The sequence below is a fragment of the Streptomyces sp. NPDC015242 genome, assembly GCF_043079125.1.
Classification (GTDB): domain Bacteria; phylum Actinomycetota; class Actinomycetes; order Streptomycetales; family Streptomycetaceae; genus Streptomyces.
This window is the reverse complement of the sequence record NZ_JBIBUF010000012.1, coordinates 35,996-53,830: the sequence shown is the minus strand read 5'-3', so window position 1 is coordinate 53,830 and position 17,835 is coordinate 35,996. Positions and strand designations below refer to the sequence as shown.

17 protein-coding genes and 1 riboswitch are annotated in these 17,835 nt (G+C 73.8%); of the genes, 10 read left to right on the top strand and 7 right to left on the bottom strand.

Annotated elements, in window-relative coordinates:
• Nucleotides 1-88 precede the first annotated feature (88 nt).
• The gene (locus ACF07N_RS33305) at nt 89-919 is read left to right on the top strand and encodes a hypothetical protein (protein ID WP_392120223.1); all 831 of its coding nucleotides are present in this window, start codon (nt 89-91) and stop codon (nt 917-919) included.
• A 196-nt stretch (nt 920-1,115) separates the two neighbouring features.
• Here ACF07N_RS33305 and ACF07N_RS33300 read toward each other — a convergent pair whose 3' ends face one another.
• From ACF07N_RS33300 to ACF07N_RS33290, 3 genes are read right to left on the bottom strand one after another with little or no spacing between them, the layout of a single operon-like run.
• Entirely contained in the window at nt 1,116-1,865 is a 750-nt protein-coding gene (locus ACF07N_RS33300) for a hypothetical protein (RefSeq protein ID WP_392120220.1), read from the bottom strand.
• Nucleotides 1,852-3,414 carry a VWA domain-containing protein gene (locus ACF07N_RS33295; RefSeq protein WP_392120217.1) on the bottom strand — a complete coding sequence of 521 codons (1,563 nt, stop codon included), beginning with the start codon at nt 3,412-3,414 and terminating at the stop codon, nt 1,852-1,854. Before ACF07N_RS33295 ends, ACF07N_RS33300 begins: the two co-directional genes overlap by 14 nt.
• Nucleotides 3,411-4,652: a hypothetical protein gene (locus ACF07N_RS33290; protein WP_383587453.1), complete on the bottom strand. Its 1,242-nt coding sequence runs from the start codon at nt 4,650-4,652 to the stop codon at nt 3,411-3,413. The genes ACF07N_RS33295 and ACF07N_RS33290 overlap by 4 nt, the downstream gene beginning before the upstream one ends.
• Nucleotides 4,653-4,813: 161 nt before the next feature.
• Here ACF07N_RS33290 and ACF07N_RS33285 point away from each other — a divergent pair, with 161 nt between their 5' ends.
• Complete coding sequence (locus tag ACF07N_RS33285) at nt 4,814-5,107, top strand: hypothetical protein (RefSeq protein WP_311684932.1); 294 nt, start codon at nt 4,814-4,816, stop codon at nt 5,105-5,107.
• 90 nt (nt 5,108-5,197) lie between these two features.
• Here the strand turns inward: ACF07N_RS33285 and ACF07N_RS33280 are convergent, their stop codons facing one another.
• Genes ACF07N_RS33280 through ACF07N_RS33270 form a run of 3 tightly spaced genes read right to left on the bottom strand, consistent with a single transcriptional unit; the run spans nt 5,198 to nt 8,573 of the window.
• Nucleotides 5,198-6,268, bottom strand: a complete 1,071-nt coding sequence (locus ACF07N_RS33280) for a prenyltransferase (protein ID WP_383340680.1) — start codon at nt 6,266-6,268, stop codon at nt 5,198-5,200.
• Nucleotides 6,265-7,014: a class I SAM-dependent methyltransferase gene (locus ACF07N_RS33275; RefSeq protein WP_392120213.1), complete on the bottom strand. Its 750-nt coding sequence runs from the start codon at nt 7,012-7,014 to the stop codon at nt 6,265-6,267. The genes ACF07N_RS33280 and ACF07N_RS33275 overlap by 4 nt, the downstream gene beginning before the upstream one ends.
• The gene (locus tag ACF07N_RS33270) at nt 7,008-8,573 is read right to left on the bottom strand and encodes a glycosyltransferase family 4 protein (RefSeq protein WP_392120210.1); all 1,566 of its coding nucleotides are present in this window, start codon (nt 8,571-8,573) and stop codon (nt 7,008-7,010) included. Before ACF07N_RS33270 ends, ACF07N_RS33275 begins: the two co-directional genes overlap by 7 nt.
• 211 nt (nt 8,574-8,784) lie before the next feature.
• Between ACF07N_RS33270 and ACF07N_RS33265 the strand changes: the two genes are divergently transcribed.
• Both ACF07N_RS33265 and ACF07N_RS33260 read left to right on the top strand, forming a co-directional pair.
• The gene (locus tag ACF07N_RS33265) at nt 8,785-9,456 is read left to right on the top strand and encodes a TetR family transcriptional regulator (protein WP_392120207.1); all 672 of its coding nucleotides are present in this window, start codon (nt 8,785-8,787) and stop codon (nt 9,454-9,456) included.
• Between the two features lie 145 nt (nt 9,457-9,601).
• Nucleotides 9,602-10,507 carry a DUF5753 domain-containing protein gene (locus ACF07N_RS33260; protein ID WP_392120204.1) on the top strand — a complete coding sequence of 302 codons (906 nt, stop codon included), beginning with the start codon at nt 9,602-9,604 and terminating at the stop codon, nt 10,505-10,507.
• 45 nt (nt 10,508-10,552) lie between these two features.
• Here the strand turns inward: ACF07N_RS33260 and ACF07N_RS33255 are convergent, their stop codons facing one another.
• A complete protein-coding gene (locus ACF07N_RS33255) occupies nt 10,553-11,368 on the bottom strand; it encodes an SAM-dependent methyltransferase (RefSeq protein WP_392120202.1) in 816 nt (271 codons plus the stop codon).
• A 107-nt stretch (nt 11,369-11,475) separates the two neighbouring features.
• A riboswitch (cobalamin riboswitch) is annotated at nt 11,476-11,634 on the top strand.
• Between the two features lie 112 nt (nt 11,635-11,746).
• Between ACF07N_RS33255 and ACF07N_RS33250 the strand changes: the two genes are divergently transcribed.
• The 6 genes from ACF07N_RS33250 to ACF07N_RS33225 all read left to right on the top strand — a co-directional run bounded on the left by ACF07N_RS33250 (nt 11,747) and on the right by ACF07N_RS33225 (nt 17,725).
• Entirely contained in the window at nt 11,747-12,970 is a 1,224-nt protein-coding gene (locus ACF07N_RS33250) for a prenyltransferase/squalene oxidase repeat-containing protein (RefSeq protein WP_392120199.1), read from the top strand.
• Nucleotides 12,967-13,599, top strand: coding sequence for an SCO2322 family protein (locus tag ACF07N_RS33245; protein ID WP_392120196.1), 633 nt, complete (start codon nt 12,967-12,969; stop codon nt 13,597-13,599). Before ACF07N_RS33250 ends, ACF07N_RS33245 begins: the two co-directional genes overlap by 4 nt.
• Nucleotides 13,592-14,659, top strand: a complete 1,068-nt coding sequence (locus tag ACF07N_RS33240) for a CbiQ family ECF transporter T component (protein ID WP_392120193.1) — start codon at nt 13,592-13,594, stop codon at nt 14,657-14,659. Before ACF07N_RS33245 ends, ACF07N_RS33240 begins: the two co-directional genes overlap by 8 nt.
• A complete protein-coding gene (locus ACF07N_RS33235; protein ID WP_392120190.1) occupies nt 14,656-16,305 on the top strand; it encodes an ABC transporter ATP-binding protein in 1,650 nt (549 codons plus the stop codon). The genes ACF07N_RS33240 and ACF07N_RS33235 overlap by 4 nt, the downstream gene beginning before the upstream one ends.
• Entirely contained in the window at nt 16,302-17,180 is an 879-nt protein-coding gene (locus ACF07N_RS33230) for an ECF transporter S component (protein WP_383340663.1), read from the top strand. The genes ACF07N_RS33235 and ACF07N_RS33230 overlap by 4 nt, the downstream gene beginning before the upstream one ends.
• A 128-nt stretch (nt 17,181-17,308) precedes the next feature.
• Entirely contained in the window at nt 17,309-17,725 is a 417-nt protein-coding gene (locus ACF07N_RS33225) for a transglycosylase SLT domain-containing protein (protein WP_383584820.1), read from the top strand.
• Nucleotides 17,726-17,835 lie beyond the last annotated feature (110 nt).

Genomic DNA, 17,835 nt, shown 5'->3' with positions numbered 1-17,835 from the left:
CCACCCCCGCGCTTCAACCGCGTCCTGACGGCGACATGGTGACAGCGACGCCTCTACCGACGACGAGACGACCTACGAAGGACCTGAAGTGAATATCCGCTCCCTCACTCGGGGCGACGGCGTGGTGATCGGAGCAGCGGTGTTGCTGTTGATCGCGTCGTTCCTCGACCTCTACTCGTTCGACAATGTCCCCGACAGCGTCGACCTCCCCAGCCTGTGGGGCAGCGGCCCGGTCGTGTTCAGCGTCGTGCTGGCCGGGATCATCGGCGCCGCACTCGTCGTCGTCGGCCGGGGCCTGCCGCAGGCCCCGAAGATCGCGGGACTCGAACTCGTCCCGTTCGGCGTCGCGTTCACGGTGTTCGCCGCGTGGAGCGCGCTCGGGAACATCTTCGACGTGCCGGGCGGCTTCGACAACATCGGCGAGAACGGCAGCTCCGGCGCCCCGAGCCCCGGCATCGGCATGATCCTCGCCCTCGTCGCGACACTGCTGATGGCCGCCGCCGCCCTCGCCACGCCCCTGGTCCCCGCCCTCAAGGGCGCCCTCCTCCCGGCCCCGCGCCCCGCCGCCCCGCAGCCCTACGGCGGCCAGCCCCAGGGCGGTTACGGCTACCCGGGCGCCCAGCAGCCCGGCGGTTACGGCCAGCCGCAGCCGGGGCAGCCGTTCGGCGGCCAGCCCCAGCCCCAGCCGCAGCAGGCCCAGGCCCCGCAGCCGCCGGCCGGGGACTTCTCCCCGTTCTGGTTCGCGGTGCCGGTGCCGCGCCCGCTGTTCGCGGAGGACGGCTCGCCCACGCCCATCGCCGAACTCGCGCCGGGCACCTGGTACCTGGCCGTCGAGCAGCGCGGCGCCGCCCTGGTCGCCCAGACGCAGGACGGCCGCCGCGGTGTCCTGCAGGACACCTCCGGCATCCAGCGCGGCTGAGCCCGCTCGAACCTCCCACGGCCCCTCGCCCCTCCGGGCGGGGGGCCGTTGCCGTGGCCGTCACCCGCCCGATGACTGACGGACCGTCAGGATCTGTCGTGTGGCGCGGAGTCGGCCTCGGCTGCCGGGGTCACGGCCCCTCCCCCGGCCACGTGGCCCTTGCGCGGGAGGCGTACGGCGCGGGCCGCCGGGGCGCTCACCAGAAGATCGCGACGGCCTCCAGCGTCACCTCGCGGGTGTCCTCGCGCCAGCCGGTCGTCTTGCCGAGGCAGCGGGCCGTGAAGGTGCCGGCCGGGATCTGGCGGCGGGCACTGCCCGGGGCGACGACGCGCAGGTGCGCCGGGGGCCGCTCCCCGCCGTACTCGGCCCTCAGCTCGAAGCCCTCCGCCACGTCCGGGACGCGGGTGAACACCCCTTTGACCAGGACGAAGGCGCCGACGCGGCTCAGGGTCACCGCACGGCCGTCCGCCAGGTCGTCGGCGAGGTTACGGTTCGGGACGACGGTGAGGGTCGTCAGGTCGGCGTGGACGATGGCGTCGGCCCGGTCGAAGGCCTCCAGGACCACGCCGATCACGTTGATCGGCTTGTCCTTGCGCACGAACTTGCGGAACGTCTCCTGGCTGACGTCCCGCTTCAGCCGGAACCTGAACAGCCAGGTGAGCACCCGGTTCCAGAAGCCGACACTCGTGTCGACCTTCGTCCGCAGTTCGACGGCCTCCTCCAGCGCGGACCGGTAGTTGCCCAGCTCCCACAGGTCCATCACCGCCTGTTCGTCCAGGTACAGGCAGATGCTGTACGCCGACTGCCAGCGTCGCAGGTGCCTGCGCCGCTCCCGTGCGTGGCGCACCAGCACCACCGCGAGCACCACCGTGCCGGCGGCCGTCACCAGCCAGACCGTCAGCCACGGCCACCACATGCTCCACCACAGTGCGTCAGTGACAGCCACGGATCTCCTTGAACGCCTCGGACAGGGAGGAACCGGCGGCCCGCACCATCCGCCCACCCGTGCCGGCGGCCACGCGCCGCAGGTCGCCGGCGTCGGCCTCGCCGACGTGGACGGGGTAGGTCGGGACGGTGTCGCGCACCGCTGCGGGCAGCGCCCGGTGGCGGCGGACGAACTCCTCGTAGGACAGGCCCGCGTTGCTCTCGCCGTCGGTCATCAGCACGACGGAGACGGAGCGGCCGGGGTCGTCGGCCAGGGCGCGGGCGGCGATGCGGTAGCCGTGGTCGAGGGCGGACCAGAGCGCGGTGGCGCCGCCCTGACCGCTCCGGGCGACGGCGTCGGCGAGGGCCGTCAGGTCCTTCGGCCCGGTGACGGTGACGGTCCGCTCCGCCAGGACCCGTTCGCCGAAGCGGACGACGGTCAGCCGCTCGCCCCGGTGGAAGCGGGTGAACCTGCCGGAGGCGGAGGGGTCAGCGCCGCTGAGGCCGGCGAAGGCCGCGCGCAGGGCGGCCGAGCGGGCACCGCGCATCGAGCCGGAGGAGTCGAGCAGGAAGACCACCTGGTTCGTGGTGCGGCGGCCGGGGTCGCCGTAGTCCGCCAGCAGCATGTCGACGACCTCGCGCCGGTCGGGGTAGAAGAGCGCGTTGCCGACCGGTTCGCGCAGCCGGGCGTCCCGTGCGACCGTCGTGTTCACGGGGCGGCGCAGGGTGTGCCGCATGATCTGCCGCTGCACCGCGTCACGGCGCAGCCACTCGGTGACCTTGTCGTACGCGGCGCGGTGCCGCGGGTTCAGCAGCAGCAGCGGGAAGTCCGCCAGGACCGTGCCGTCCTCGGGGCGGACGATCTCCAGCCGGTGGCCGAGGCGGCCGGAGGCGTTGAGGGCCAGCAGGTCGGACTCGTAGGTGATGAGGGCGTTGGCCTCGTCCTGGTGGCCGGGGTAGGAGTCGACGAGGGCGGGACCGGTGGCTGCGGTGAGGGTCTGGCCGGAGCGGAAGCCGCGCAGCCGGTCGCAGGAGACGTCCCCGGGGCGCAGCGCGGCCCCGGTTCCGGCCGCTGCGGTGGCGACGCCGACGAGGGCGGCAAGGCCGCTGCCGGCCTGCCGGGGGTCGGCCATGCCGAAGCGTACGGTGCCGGTGGCGGCCGCGTCGGCGATGTCGGCCCAGGTGAGCCGGGGGCCGGGTGCCCTCGCGCGCACCTGCCGCGCCACGTCGGGCCGCAGCCCCACCACGACGGGGGACGTCATGGTGGGCGTGCGCTGCACTCCCCGGGTGGCGTTCTTGTCGGTGAGGCGCAGATAGCGGTCGGAGGACAGCCACGCGAGGTCGTACCGGTCGCGGTCGGGGGTCTTCGTCTCGGCGTCGGCCCTGGGGTCCAGACGCAGATCGACGCCGGTCTCGTCCTTCAGCTCGGCGAGCAGCGGTGCCGGTACGGCGAGGTCGGGGCCGGCGAGCACACGCAGCCGGACCGTATCGTCGTCGCCGCCCGAGCAGGCGGTGAGGAGCGCGGCGAGGAGCACGAGGCAGAGCGCCGGCAGGCCCGCGCCGCGCCTCACGGGCCGCCCGTCCGGTCCGGGCAGTCGCCGACGATCTCGATCATCCTCTCCAGCAGGGGCAGGCTGGGCAGCACGGCCCGGGTGTCGTCGGACGAGGTGGTGGGCACCGGGATCCGCCGCTCGGTGAGGAACCGGGTGAGCGCGTCGCCGGCGGTGCCGCCGGTGGCGTTGCGGGCCCGGAAGCCCAACTCCATCGCCCGCTGCTGGAGTTCGGGGTCCTTGCTGACGAGTTCCCCGAGCCGGGCGCCGTCGCCGGTCAGCGCGACGAGCTGGGGTTCGGTGACGAAGCGGGTGGACGGGTAGAGCAGGACGCGCTCGGCGTCGGTCACGCCCTTCTCGGCCCGGTGTCTGATCTGGTGGGCGAGGAACTGGTGCTCGTAGATCACCGAGACGGGGGCGATGCTCTGCCCGTCGGGGGACAGATACGTCTCGGCGCGCTCGGAGGACGGCAGGCCCTGCTCGACGAGGAGCGGCTTGATCTTCCGGGCCAGTGCCTCGGCCTCGGCCGCGTCGTCCGGCGCGTCGTTCCCGTGCTCGACGAAGGCCACGAGGCCGAGGTAGGTGCCGGCGGAGTTGGCCTCGCAGATGTCCGAGGTCTGGGCGAGGATCTTGTTGCCGTTGCGGACGCGGTCGCCGCGGTCGATCTCGTCCCAGCGGTAACCGTTGTCCGGGTCGCGCCGGACGCCGTCGCGCTTGCCGCGGGCCAGGTCGAGGAACTTGCGCATGTCGAGGGTGTAGTACATCGGCCGTTCGCCCGGGCCCGGCAGACGCCGCGCCACGCCCTCCGCCGCGAGCACCTCGGCGTAGTCGCGGTAGGTGGCCAGCACGATGGGGCTGACGAAGGGGCGGAAGAGCAGCACCGGACGGTTCGCCCGGGCCCGCTGCCGGCTGATCAGGTCGGCGGCCGGCTGGCCGGAGGGGAAGACGACGTCGTATCCCTCGTGGTCCTGCCGGGCGATCTCACGCGAGCCCATGTTGGTGATGTGCACGCGGAAGCCGTGCTTCAGCAGCAGCCGCTCGACCTCGGGGTCCTGGAAGAAGTCCCTCTTGGAGGCCATCTTGGCCTCGATGGTGATCACCTGGCGCAGCGGCAGCAGGAGGTTGCCGGAGCCCACGAGCAGGGCCAGACCGACGACCGGGACGGGCAGCGCCGACGCCAGCGCTCTGCGCAGACGCCGGCGCGGGCGTCTGGTGACGTTCAGTGCCGGCTCTCCGCCGGCGGGTCCGTTCTCGGGCAACGGCGCTCTCCCCCCGTGACACCGGCGTTCCCCCCGGGTTGCCGGGCCAGGATCGTCGGTGATCCGGGTGTACCCCGAACGGCCCTGCGGGGAACGTCCGTTGAACACGGGCGGAAGCGCACGGCGGGTTTCGATCCGGCCGCACGGGCAATCCGATGGGCATGTCCCCTCGATATCGCAACGGCGCGAATCAAGCCGGCACGATCATCGCGGTCGTCGCCGACATCATGGCCCTCATCCTGGGCCTGTGGATCGTGATGTACCTGCTGGACGCGAACCGGGCGAACGACTTCGTCCAGTTCATCCACGACGCGGCCCGCTGGCTGGCCGGCTGGTCGCACGACCTGTTCACGTTCGACGAGGCCTGGGCCAGGGTCGTCGCCGGCTACGGTCTGGCGGCGGTGGTGTACCTGTTCGTGGGCCACGCCATCGCCAACCGGGTGCACCGGCACTGACGCCGCCCCCGGGCAGGTCCTCAGGGCACGTCCTTCAGGGGCGCGGGGAACTGCGCCGAGCACCACGCACGCACCCGCGCCCCCACACACTCAGTCGCAGCAGTCCGCTTCCAGCCCTCTGGGCAACTGCTCCCCGCCGAACACCGCGCAGGTCGCCTCATGGCCTCCCAGCGCGGCGACGGCGAGCAGCAACGACCCGGCGGTCCAGGTCGTGAGTTCACGCGGCCAGATCGCGTCGTCGTCGAAGACGTAGCCGGTCCAGTAGAGCCCGCTGTCCGGGTCCCGCAGGTGCTGGATGGACTGGAGCACTTCCAGGGCCCGGTCGGACTCCCCCATCGCCCAGAGGGCGAGGGCGAGCTCGGCGGACTCACCTCCTGTCACCCACGGGTTGGGCACGACGCACCGCACGCCGAGGTCCGGCACGACGAAGCGCTCCCAGCCCTCCTCGATCCGGGCCTTGGCCTCCGCCCCGGTCAGCGCGCCGCCCAGCACGGGGTAGTACCAGTCCATCGAGTACCGGTTCTTGTCCAGGAACCGCTCCGGGTGGTGGCGTATCGCGTGCCGCAGCGCACCGGCCGCCAGTTCCCAGTCGGGCTGCGGCTCCTCGCGCTGCTCGGCGATGGCCAGGGCGCAGCGCAGCGCGTGGTGGATCGAGGAGGAGCCGGTCAGGAGGGCGTCGGTGGTCGCCGTGCCGTCGTCGTCGCGCCGCCAGCCGATCTGCCCGCCGGGCTGCTGCAGGCGCAGCACGAACTCCACCGCCGCGTACACCGCCGGCCACATCCGCTCCAGGAACGTGTCGTCCCCGGTGGACAGGTAGTGGTGCCAGACGCCGACGGCTGCGTAGGCGACGAAGTTGGTCTCCCGGCCGCGGTCGGTGACGTCGGCGAACTCCCCGTCTGCGTAGGCCGCGTACCAGGAGCCGTCGTCGTTCTGGTGCCGGGCCAGCCACAGGTAGGCCCGCTCGGCGGCCTCGTGCTCACCGGCCGCGTCCAGGGCCATCGCCGCCTCGACGTGGTCCCACGGGTCGAGGTGGTGTCCCCGGAACCAGGGGATCGCGCCGTCCTCGCGCTGCACGGCGAGGATGCCGGCGACGGTCTCGGCCGCCTGCCCGGCGGTGAGGACCCCGGGCAGGACCAGGTGTTCCGTCCGGGGAGTCGTCACTGGGCGTCCGCCTCGACGCCGGCCGGACGCGGCAGGTGCGGCTTGGTCGCGTACGCCACGAAGCTCTTGCCGATCAGCGGGTTGAGCGCCTGCTCGGCGACCCGGGTCGCCAGGGGCTTCTGCATGATGTCCCAGACCAGCAGCTTGTGGTACGCCCGCACCGGCAGCGCCTTGTCGTTGTCGACGCCGAACGCGCACTTGAGCCACCAGTAGGGCGAGTGCAGCGCGTGGGCGTGGTGGGTGCCGTACGGTTCCAGGCCGGCCTCGCGGATCTTGCCGAGCAGCTCGTCGGCCTTGTAGATGCGGATGTGGCCGCCCTCGACCTCGTGGTAGGCGTCGGACAGGGCCCAGCAGACCTTCTCGGGGCCGTAGCGCGGCACGGTGACGGCGATGCGGCCGCCGGGCTTCAGCACCCGCACCATCTCGGCGAGGACGCCCTTGTCGTCCGGGATGTGCTCCATCACCTCGGAGATGATGACGACGTCGAAGGACTCGTCGGGGAAGGGCAGCGCGAGGGCGTCGCCCTCCATGGCCGTGGCCGAGGCGCCCTCGGGCGCCTCGCCGGCCTCCTTCATCGCCGCGAACCACTTCGCGACCTCGCGGATCTCGTCGGCGTTCTGGTCCAGCGCCACGACCTGCGCGCCGCGCCGGTAGCACTCGAACGCGTGACGTCCGGCACCGCAGCCGAGGTCCAGGACACGGTCGCCCGGGGCGAGCGGGAACCGGGAGAAGTCGACGGTCAGCACGTGGCCCTGCTTTCGGAGTTGACGCCTGTTACATCTGCGGGGGCCGGGGGGACGGACCCCGTCGCGGCGGCGGGAGCCGGGGAGACGGCACCTGCCGGGGACGCGGACAGCGGGGCGCCGGCGCCCGCCGGCCCCACGGGACCCAGGGAATCGGCCCCGGCCGGCGCGGCGGAGGCCGGAGAGACCGCGCCTGCCGTCGTCGCGGAACGGCCACCGGAACCGGAGGACGTAACGCCGACCGCCGTGGCCGGACCGCCCCCGGCCCGGTCGATCGCCTCGCGGTAACGGGCCACCGTTCCCTCCGCGGCCCGGGCCCAGGTGAAGTGCCGCAGCACCCGCTCGCGCCCGGCCGCGCCGAGCCGGGCGCGCAGGTCCGGGTCGCCCAGCAGGCGGCCGAGCCCCGCGGCCAGGGCCTCGGAGTCGCCGGGCGGCACCGCCAGGCACGTCTCGCCGTCCCGTCCGGCGACCTCGGGGATCGCGCCCCCGGTCGTGGCGAGCAGGGGCGTCCCCGTCGCCATGGCCTCCGCGGCCGGCAGCGAGAAGCCCTCGTAGAGCGACGGCACGCACGCCACCTGCGCCGACCGCACCAGGTCGACCAGCTCCGCGTCGGAGATGCCCTTGACGAACTCCACGGCGCCTTCCAGCCCGTAGCGTTCCATCGCCTGGGCGACCGGCCCCTCCGCAGGGCGCTTGCCGACCACGACGAGATGCGCCCCGGGGTGCTCGGCGCGCACCTTCGCCAGCGCCTCGACCAGGTACACCAGGCCCTTCAGCGGCACGTCCGCGCTGGACGTCGTCACGATGCGGCCCGGCACCACCGGGACCGAGGGGTCCGGTGAGAACAGGTCGGTGTCGGCGCCGATGTGGACGACGTGGATGCGGTCCTGCCGGACGCCGAGGTGGTCGATGATCTCCTGGCGGGACGTGCCGGAGACGGTGAGCACGGACGGCAGCCGCCGCGCCACGCGCTTCTGCATGCGCGTGAACGCGTACCAGCGCCGCACCGACCAGCGCCGCTGCCGGCTCTCCGCGGCGTCCAGCTCCAACTGCCGGTCCACGGTGATGGGGTGGTGGATGGTCGTCACCAGCGGCGCGCCGACGTCGCCCAGCAGGCCGTAGCCGAGGGTCTGGTTGTCGTGGATCACGTCGAACGCGCCGCGCCGGGCGCGCAGATGGCGGCGGGCACGCAGCGAGAAGGTCAGGGGCTCGGGGAAGCCGCCGGTCCACATGGTCGCCACTTCCAGCGCGTCGATCCAGTCGCGGTACTCGTCGCGCCCGGGCGTGCGGAAGGGGTCCGGCTGGCGGTACAGGTCGAGGCTGGGCAGCTCGGTGAGGCTCAGGCCGTCGTAGCCCTCGTCGAGGACGGGGTAGGGCTGGGCGCCGATGACCTCGACGCGGTGGCCGAGGCGGGCCAGTTCGCGGGAGAGGTGCCGGACGTAGACGCCCTGGCCGCCGCAGAACGGGTTCCCTTTATAGGTGAGGAGCGCGATGTCGAGCGGTCGCAAGCCGTCGGCAGCGGGGTCCCCCGGGGCCCCGGCCTCCCTGGCCTCAGCGGTCACTCCGGGCCCCCTTCTTCCTGCACTGTCCCGCGAGATTACGCCGGGACGCTAATCTAGAACAAGTTTCAGACTTGATCGTCCGGAGGCTCCGAATCTACCGGCAGGTAAGGGCGCTGTGACCAGTGGATCAGGTGATTCACGCCACGGCCGGCGCCGTGCCATGCTGTCTGATCACTCGCCCTCACGGACGGTCACGGAACGGGACCGGACCATGCCCGCGGAAGCCCAGGTGAACGCCGAGGTGAACAAGGTGGCCAAGCCGGCCAAGGTGGAAGCCGGAGCCGCGCTCCCCGCCTCCCCGCCGCTGACGGAGCGGCAGGAGGCCCGTCGCCGCCGCATCCTGCACGCGAGCGCGCAGCTGGCCGGCCGGGGCGGTTTCGACGCCGTGCAGATGCGCGAGGTCGCGGAGTCCTCGCAGGTGGCGCTGGGCACGCTGTACCGCTACTTCCCCTCCAAGATCCACCTGCTGGTCGCCACGATGCAGGACCAGCTGGAGCACATGCACGGCACGCTCCGGAAGAAACCGCCGCAGGGTGAAACGGCGGCCGGGCGGGTCGCCGAGACGCTGATGCGCGCCTTCCGCGCCCTGCAGCGCGAGCCGCAGCTGGCCGACGCCATGGTCCGCGCGCTCACCTTCGCCGACCGCAGCGTGAGCCCGGAGGTCGACCAGGTCTCCCGGCAGACCACGGCGATCATCCTGGACGCCATGGGCCAGGAGCACCCGACCCCCGAGCAGTTGTCGGCGGTCCGGGTCATCGAGCACACCTGGCACTCGGCCCTGATCACCTGGCTGTCGGGCCGCGCCTCCATCGCCCAGGTCAAGATCGACATCGAGACGGTGTGCCGTCTGATCGACCTGACCGGCCCGGACGCCCACGAGTGACCCGTCCCGCCCCCTCCGAGGCCTCCCGCAGGTAGGTGGCGATGTGGGTCGGATCCTGTGAACTGTCCGCCGGAAGAGGGCACTTGATGGTGGGCTGCGCCCCCTAGGATGGTCGGACGCAACGCTCGCACCGGGAGAGATGCCCATGGGCACCGAAGAAGCCGCATCCGTCACGATCGGCAGGGGAGCCCTGGACGCCCGGTCGGCCGGGCCCATGGTGCCGCGGCTGGTGCTCGGCGCCCGGCTGCGGCGACTGCGCGAGGAGCGGGGCATCGGCCGCGCCGACGCGGGGCGGGTCATCCGCTCCTCCTCGTCCAAGATCAGCCGGATGGAGACCGGGCGTCACGGATTCAAGCTGCGCGACGTCGCCGACCTGCTCACGCACTACGGCGTCACCGACGAGGCCGAGCGCGCCACCCTGCTGGCCCTCGCCGAGCAGGCCAACACCCCCGCCTGGTGGCGCTACTACAGCGATGTCGTGCCCCCGTGGATGCAGACGTACCTCGGGGCCGAGCAGGCGGCGAGCCTGGTGCGCTGCTACCAGGTCCAGCGCGTGCCCGGCCTGCTGCAGACCCCCGACTACGCGCGCGCCTCCCTCCGGGTCGCCCACCCCCAGGCCGGTCCGGCGGAGATCGAGCGCCGGGTCGCGCTGCGGATGACCCGCCGGCGGATCCTGTACCGGCAGCAGCCCACCCGGTTGTGGGCCGTGCTCGACGAGGCGGCGCTGCGCCGCCCGGTGGGCGGAATCCGGGTGATGCGCGCCCAGCTCAGGCACCTCATCGAGGTCTGCCGGCTGCCGCAGGTCACCCTGCAGATCCTGCCGTTCTCCTCGGGCGGGCACGCGGCGGAGGGCGGCCCGGTGACCATCCTGCGCCTGCCCGGCGGGCAGCTGCCGGACATCGTCTACCTGGAGAAGCTGACCACCGCCCTGTACCCGGACAAGCCCGCGGAGATCGAGCGCCACTGGGACGCGATGAACCGGCTGGTGGTCGAGGCCGAGTCGCCGGACGAGACCCCGACCATCCTGCACCGCGTCCTGCAGGAGACCTGACGACTTGGGCGGAAGCCCCGGCGGCCGCACCGGCGGTGCGACGGCTCAGGACTTGCGGGCGACTCCGCCGTACTGGTGCACCTCGGCGGGCAGGTCGAGGGCGGCCGCGTCGGGGCGCCAGCGGGAGCAGGACGTGACGCCCGGTTCGAGCAGGTCCAGCCCGTCGAAGTAGCGGGCGATCTGCTCCGGGCTGCGCAGGATGTAGGGGATCGAACCGCCCTCGTTGTACTGGTTGATGGCCCGGACGTAGTCCTCGCTGGTGTCGGTGGAGTCGTAGCTCACGAGGTAGCTGCCGGAGGGCAGGGCGTCCACCAGCTGCCGCACGATCGAACGGGCCTCGTCGTGGTCCTCGATGTGGCCGAGGATGCCCATCAGCATCAGCGCGACGGGCCGGTCGAAGTCCAGGGTCCTGCCGGCTTCCCGGATGATCGTGTCCGGCCGGCGCAGGTCGGCGTCGACGTAGTTGGTGACGCCTTCCGGGGTGCTGGTGAGCAGCGCGCGGGCGTGGGCGAGGACCAGCGGGTCGTTGTCGACGTAGACGATCCGGCTCTCCGGGGCCACGCGCTGGGCGATCTGGTGGGTGTTGTCCACGTTGGGCAGGCCGGTGCCGACATCGAGGAACTGCCGGACGCCCTCCTCGGCGGCGAGGTGGCGGACGGCGCGCGCGAGGAAGTAGCGGGCGGCGCGGGCCCCGGTCTCGATCCCGGGGAAGATCTCCCGGAAGGCGTCACCGGCGACACGGTCCACCTCGTAGTTGTCCTTGCCGCCGAGCCAGTAGTTCCAGATCCGGGCCGAGTGCGGCACCGAGGTGTCGATCTTGTCGAACGGCTCCTGCTCGGCGTTCTCCACCTGCTCGCTCATGGACGCTCCTGGGTGTGGTCGGGAAGCCCCACGTTATCCGGTACATGCCTCCGAGCGGGCCAACTCCTGCGCCGTGCAGAGGAGTTCGCCCAGTGGCGGCCCCGCCGCACATGCCGCCCCCGGGCGGTTCCCTACGGGCGGGTACAGTGAGCGGGTCGTCATCACACCGTACGGGGGAAAGCCGGTGCAATTCCGGCGCTGACCCGCAACCGTGAACCGCCACCACAGCGGCGGTGAGCCGGATCGCCGCGTACGGTCCGTGACCGGCTCACGTGCCCGGCAGTCCGCCGGGCACGGCACCGTCGAGGTATACGGAGCCGAGCCGCCGGGGTGTCCCGCGCTGCCCGGCTCCCGCACAGGGAGAGGCACCCGCCGATCATGAACGTCCGCCGCAGCGCCGCGATCCTGGCCGCCGCCGCCGTGATCGGCGCCGCCGCCCCGGCCGCCGCCGACCCGTCCCCCTCGCCGTCCCAGGCACTCCCCTCCGCCCTGTACGGCGACGCGGACCCGACGTACGACGGCGTCTGGCGCCAGTCGCTCGCGCTGCTCGCGCAGGACACGGCCGGTGTGCGGCCGGCCACGAAGTCCGTGGAGTGGCTGGTGCGCCAGCAGTGCGCGGACGGCGGGTTCGCCTCCTACCGCCCCGACCCCGCCACCGCCTGCGGCGCCAGGACCCCGCTCGACACCAACGCCACGTCCGCCGCCGTGCAGGCCCTGGCCGCGCTCGGCGGGCACGACGACGTCACCGGCAAGGCGGTCACCTGGCTGAAGTCCGTCCAGAACAAGGACGGCGGCTGGGGTTACGCGCCCGGCGGCGCCAGCGACACCAACTCCACGTCGGTCGTCATCGGCGCGCTCGCCGCCGTGGGCGAGCGGCCGGACCGGGTGGAGAAGAGCGGCAAGTCGCCCTACGACGCGCTGCTGAAGTTCGCCCTCCCCTGCGACGGGGACGGCGCCGGGGCGTTCGCGTTCCAGCCGGACAAGAAGGGCGAACTGGCCGCCAACGCGGACGCCACCGCGGCCGGTGTCCTCGGCGCCCTGGGCCGGGGCATGGTCGTGAAGCCCGGTCAGAAGCCCGGCGGGACGTCCGGCGCGGCCTGCGCCGAGCCGCGCACCCCGGAGCAGGCGGCGGCGAACGGGGCCGCGTACCTCACGTCCGCCCTCGGCGAGGACGACGACCACCTGATGTCGGCCCTGGCCGGTGCCGAGCCGCAGCCCGACCACGGCAACACCGCCGACGCGGTCGTCGCGCTGGCCGCGCGCGGCGACACCGAGCAGGCGGAGAGGTCCGTGCGCTGGCTGGAGAAGAACTCCGCGGACTGGGCGGCCCGGAGCGGTCCGGCCGCCTACGCCCAGCTGATCCTCGCCGCCCACGCGACGGGCGCGGACCCGCGCGACTTCGGCGGCGCGGACCTGGTGAAGCAGCTCAACGGGACCGGCCCGGCCCCGCAGGCCGCCGCGGACGCCGGCGGCAAGGCCGTCAAGGACGACAAGGACGACTCGGACTCGATGTTCGGCGTGTGGTGGTACGTCGGCGTCTGCCTCGTCGCGGGCATCGGCATCGGGTTCCTGTTCACCGGCCGCCGGAAGCAGCAGCCGTGATCCGCCGGGCCGTTCTCCTGCTCCTGGCCGCGCTCCTGCTGGTCGCGGGCGCGGGCCAGGCGGCCCGGGCCGCCGGTTACCGGTACTGGTCGTTCTGGGAGCGCGACGGCGGCCGCTGGGTCTACGCCACCCAGGGCCCGTCCACGGCCCGGCCCTCCGACGGGGACGTCCAGGGCCTCCGCTTCGCGGTGAGCGAGGACTCCGAGGACGCCGCCCGGCCCCGCGGCCGGGCCGACTTCGCGGCGATCTGCGCGAGGACGCCCGCCCGGGAGGGCACCAAGCGCGTCGCCCTGCTCCTCGACTTCGGCACGCCCGCGGACGCCCCCGAGGGCGAGACGCCGCCCGCCGCGAGGACGGCCTGCGCGCAGGTCCCGCCCGACGCCACGACCGCCGAGGCCCTCGCCGCGGTGGCCAAGCCCCTGCGCTACGACACCAACGCCCTGCTGTGCGCGATCTCCGGCTACCCGGACAGGGGCTGCGGCGAGCCGGTGTCGGGGAAGCAGCGGAAGCCGGCGGCGGAGCGGAGGGAACAGCGGGACGACGGACCGTCCCTGGGTCTCGTGGCGGGCGTCGGCGTGGTGACGCTCCTGGCCGGGGCGGCGATCTGGCAGGTACGCCGGCGTGGGTAGGACGCTCCACCCCGGCGCCTGGTGGCTGTGGGCCCTCTCCCTCGGCACCGCGGCCACCCGCACCACCAACCCCCTCCTGCTCGCCCTGCTCGTCGCCGTCTCCGCGTACGTGGTGGCCACCCGGCGCCCGGACACCCCCTGGTCCCGCTCCTACGGCGCCTTCGTGAAGCTCGCTCTCGCCGTGCTGCTGATCCGCCTGCTGTTCGCGACGGTCCTCGGCTCGCCGATCCCCGGCACGCACACGCTGTTCACGCTCCCCGAGGCCGCCCTGCCCACCTGGGCGCAGGGCATCCGCCTCGGCGGCGAGGTCACCGCCGAGGCCCTCACCTTCGCCCTGTACGACGGTCTGAAGCTCGCCACCCTGCTGATCTGCGTCGGCGCCGCGAACGCCCTGGCCAGCCCCTCGCGGCTGCTGAAGTCCCTGCCGGGCGCCCTGTACGAGACGGGTGTCGCGGTGGTCGTGGCCCTCACGTTCGCCCCGCACCTGATCGCGGACGTGCGGCGCCTGCGGGCCGCCCGCCGCCTGCGCGGCCGCCCCGACCAGGGGATCCGGGGCCTGCTGCAGGTGGGCCTGCCGGTGCTGGAGGGCGCCCTGGAACGCTCGGTATCCCTCGCCGCCGCGATGGACGCCCGCGGCTACGGCCGTACGGCCCGGGTCCCGGCCGCGGTGCGGCGGACCACCGCCGCCCTCACCCTCGGCGGTCTGCTCGGTGTCTGCGCCGGTACGTACGGGCTCCTCACGGCCGAGGGCGGCAGCTACGGCGTCCCGGTCCTCCTCGCCGGCGTCACCGCCGCTCTGGCGGGCCTCAAGCTCGGCGGCCGCCGTTCCCTGCGCACCCGTTACCGCCCGGACCGCTGGGACGTGCGCGCCTGCCTCGTCGTCGCCTCGGGCGTGGCGGTCGCGGCGCTGCTCACCCTCGCCTCCGTGCGCGACCCCGCCGCCCTGCATCCCGGGGTGGTCCCGCTCGTCGCCCCGGCTCTTCCCGTGTGGCCCGCGGCGGCCGTGCTGCTCGGCCTGCTGCCCGCCTTCGTCGCCCCCGATCCCCAGGAGCCGTCGTGATCCGCTTCGAGGACGTGTCCGTCACCTACGACGGGGCCGCCGGACCCACCGTCCAGGGCGTCGACTTCGAGGTCCCCGAGGGTGAACTCGTCCTGCTCGCGGGCCCGTCCGGGGTGGGCAAGTCGACCGTCCTGGGCGCGGTCAGCGGTCTCGTGCCGCACTTCACCGGCGGCACGCTGCGCGGCCGGGTCACCGTCGCCGGCCGCGACACCCGCACCCACAGGCCGCGCGAACTGGCCGACGTGGTGGGCACGGTCGGCCAGGACCCGCTCGCCCACTTCGTCACCGACACCGTCGAGGACGAACTCGCCTACGGCATGGAGTCACTGGGTCTCGCCCCGGACGTGATGCGCCGCCGGGTCGAGGAGACGCTCGACCTGCTGGGCCTCGCGGACCTGCGGGACCGCCCCATCGCCACGCTCTCCGGCGGCCAGCGGCAGCGCGTCGCGATCGGCTCGGTGCTCACCCCGCACCCGAGCGTGCTGGTCCTGGACGAGCCGACCTCCGCGCTCGACCCGGCGGCGGCCGAGGAGGTCCTGGCGGTCCTCCAGCGGCTGGTGCACGACCTGGGCACGACGGTCCTCATGGCCGAGCACCGGCTGGAACGCGTCATCCAGTACGCCGACCAGGTCGTCCTGCTGCCGGGCCCGGGCGCGGCCCCCGTGGTGGGGCCGCCGGCCGAGGTGATGGCCGTCTCCCCGGTGTACCCGCCGGTGGTGGCCCTGGGCCGGCTGGCGGGCTGGACGCCCCTGCCGATGACGGTCCGCGACGCCAGGCGCAGGGCGGCCCTGCTGAAGCAACGGCTGGAAGGCGCCCGGCAGGAGCGCGGGGAACGGCGCGACCAGCCCCGGAGCACCCGCGACCGCTCCGCGGTCCCCGCACCCATCGGCGCACTCCGCTCCCTCTCGGTCACCCGCACGCGCGTTCAGGCCCTCCGCTGCGTCGACCTCACCATCGCCCCCGGCGAGACCATCGCCCTCATGGGCCGCAACGGCGCCGGCAAGTCCACCCTGCTCAACTCCCTGGTGGGTCTGGTCACTCCCAGCTCGGGAACGGTCCGCCTCGGCGAAGCCGTCCCCCACCGCACCGCCCCGAAGGACCTCGTCCGCAAGGTCGGCCTGGTCCCGCAGGAACCCCGCGACCTGCTCTGCGCCGACACCGTCGCCGCCGAGTGCGCGGCGGCCGACCGGGACGCGGGCGCCTCTCCCGGCACCTGCCGGGGCCTGGTCACCGAGCTGCTCCCGGGCGTCACCGACGACATCCACCCCCGGGACCTGTCGGAGGGGCAGCGGCTCGCGCTGGCCCTGGCCGTCGTGCTGACGGCCCGCCCCCCGCTGCTCCTGCTGGACGAGCCGACCCGCGGCCTGGACTACGCGGCGAAGGCCCGCCTGGTCGCGGTGGTGCGCGGCCTGGCCGCCGAGGGGCACGCGATCGTGCTGGCCACCCACGACGTGGAACTGGCGGCGGAGCTCGCCCACCGGGTCGTGCTGCTCGCCGGCGGCGAGGTGATCGCGGACGGCCCGACGGCTCAGGTCGTGGTCTCCTCCCCGTCCTTCGCCCCGCAGGTCACCAAGATCCTGGCCCCGCAGCAGTGGCTCACGGTCTCCCAGGTCCGCGCGGCCCTCGGCCCCGGGGCCGCCTCGTGAGCGCGCAACGGCAGGCGCGGGCCGTCCGCCTCGGCCCCCGCTCGCTCACCGCACTGCTCCTGGTCAGTGCCGTCGGGGTCGCCGGTTTCGGCTGGCCCTTCCTCGCGCCGCCCGGCTCGCAGGTCGGCGCGCACGCGCAGGACGCGCCCTGGCTCTTCGCGGGCCTGCTGGTGCTGCTGGTTGCGGTCGTGGCCGCGGCGATCTCGGAGTCGGGACTCGGCCCGAAGGCGGTCGCGATGCTCGGTGTGCTGGCCGCGGCCGGGGCGGCCCTGCGGCCGATCGGCGCGGGGACCGCCGGCATCGAGCCGATGTTCTTCCTGATGGTGCTCAGCGGCCGGGTCCTCGGGCCGGGCTTCGGCTTCGTGCTCGGCTCGGTGACGATGTTCGCGTCCGCGCTGCTCACGGGCGGCGTCGGGCCCTGGCTGCCGTTCCAGATGCTGGCGATGGGCTGGTTCGCGATGGCCGCGGGCCTGCTGCCCGGCCCGGACCGGCTGCGCGGCCGGGGCGAACTCGCGCTGCTGGGGGCGTACGGCTTCCTCGCGGCCTTCGCCTACGGGACGGTGATGAACCTGGCGGGCTGGCCCTTCATGAGCGCTCTGGCCTCGAACGTCGCCTTCGACCCGCACGCGCCGGTCGCCACGAACCTGGCCCGCTTCCTGGCGTACTGCGTGGCCACGTCGCTCGGCTGGGACCTGGGCCGGGCGGTCGTCACGGTCGTCCTGACCCTCACCCTGGGCCCCGCGGTGCTGCGGGCGCTGCGCCGGGCCACCCGGCGGGCGGCCTTCGAGACGCCGGTCACGTTCGAGGGGCCGGAGGCGAAGCCGGGCAGTGAAGCCCCCCACATGACCCGCGTCACGTACGAAGCGGGGCCGTAGGCACAACGCCCGGTCAGGCGGACGAGCCACCCCACCCATGCGGCCATACCTAGTAAAAGGGTTCATTGCGGGCATCCCGGCGGTCCTGTTTCTCTGGACGACCGCCCACCCCCGACGAAAGGCCGCCTGTGCCCGCCGCTTCCGTCCTCCGCCGTGCCGCCACCCCGAAGAAGGCTCTCGCCGCTGCCGCCCTGGCCGCCGCCACCTGCGGCACGCTGATCGCCGCCGGGCCCGCGCAGGCCGCGCCGGCGGGGGCCTCCTCGGCGCGGGCGGTCGCGCAGAAGATGATCGGCGACGACGCCCAGTACCAGTGCTTCTCGAAGATCGTCGAGCAGGAGAGCCACTGGGACGTGAACGCGCAGAACGCCTCCAGCGGCGCCTACGGCCTGGTCCAGGCCCTGCCGGGCTCGAAGATGGCCTCGGCCGGCGCCGACTGGAAGACCAACGCGGCCACGCAGATCGAGTGGGGCCTGGACTACATGAAGGACCGCTACGGCAGCGCCTGCGGCGCCTGGGACTTCTGGCAGACCAACCACTGGTACTGAGCCGACACCGGCTCCCCCTGACCGAAGGCGGCGGCCCCCTGATCCCCGGGGCCGTCGCCTTCGCCCGTGCCGGTCCGGTGGTACTGGACGCCGCGGATGAACGCGCCCGG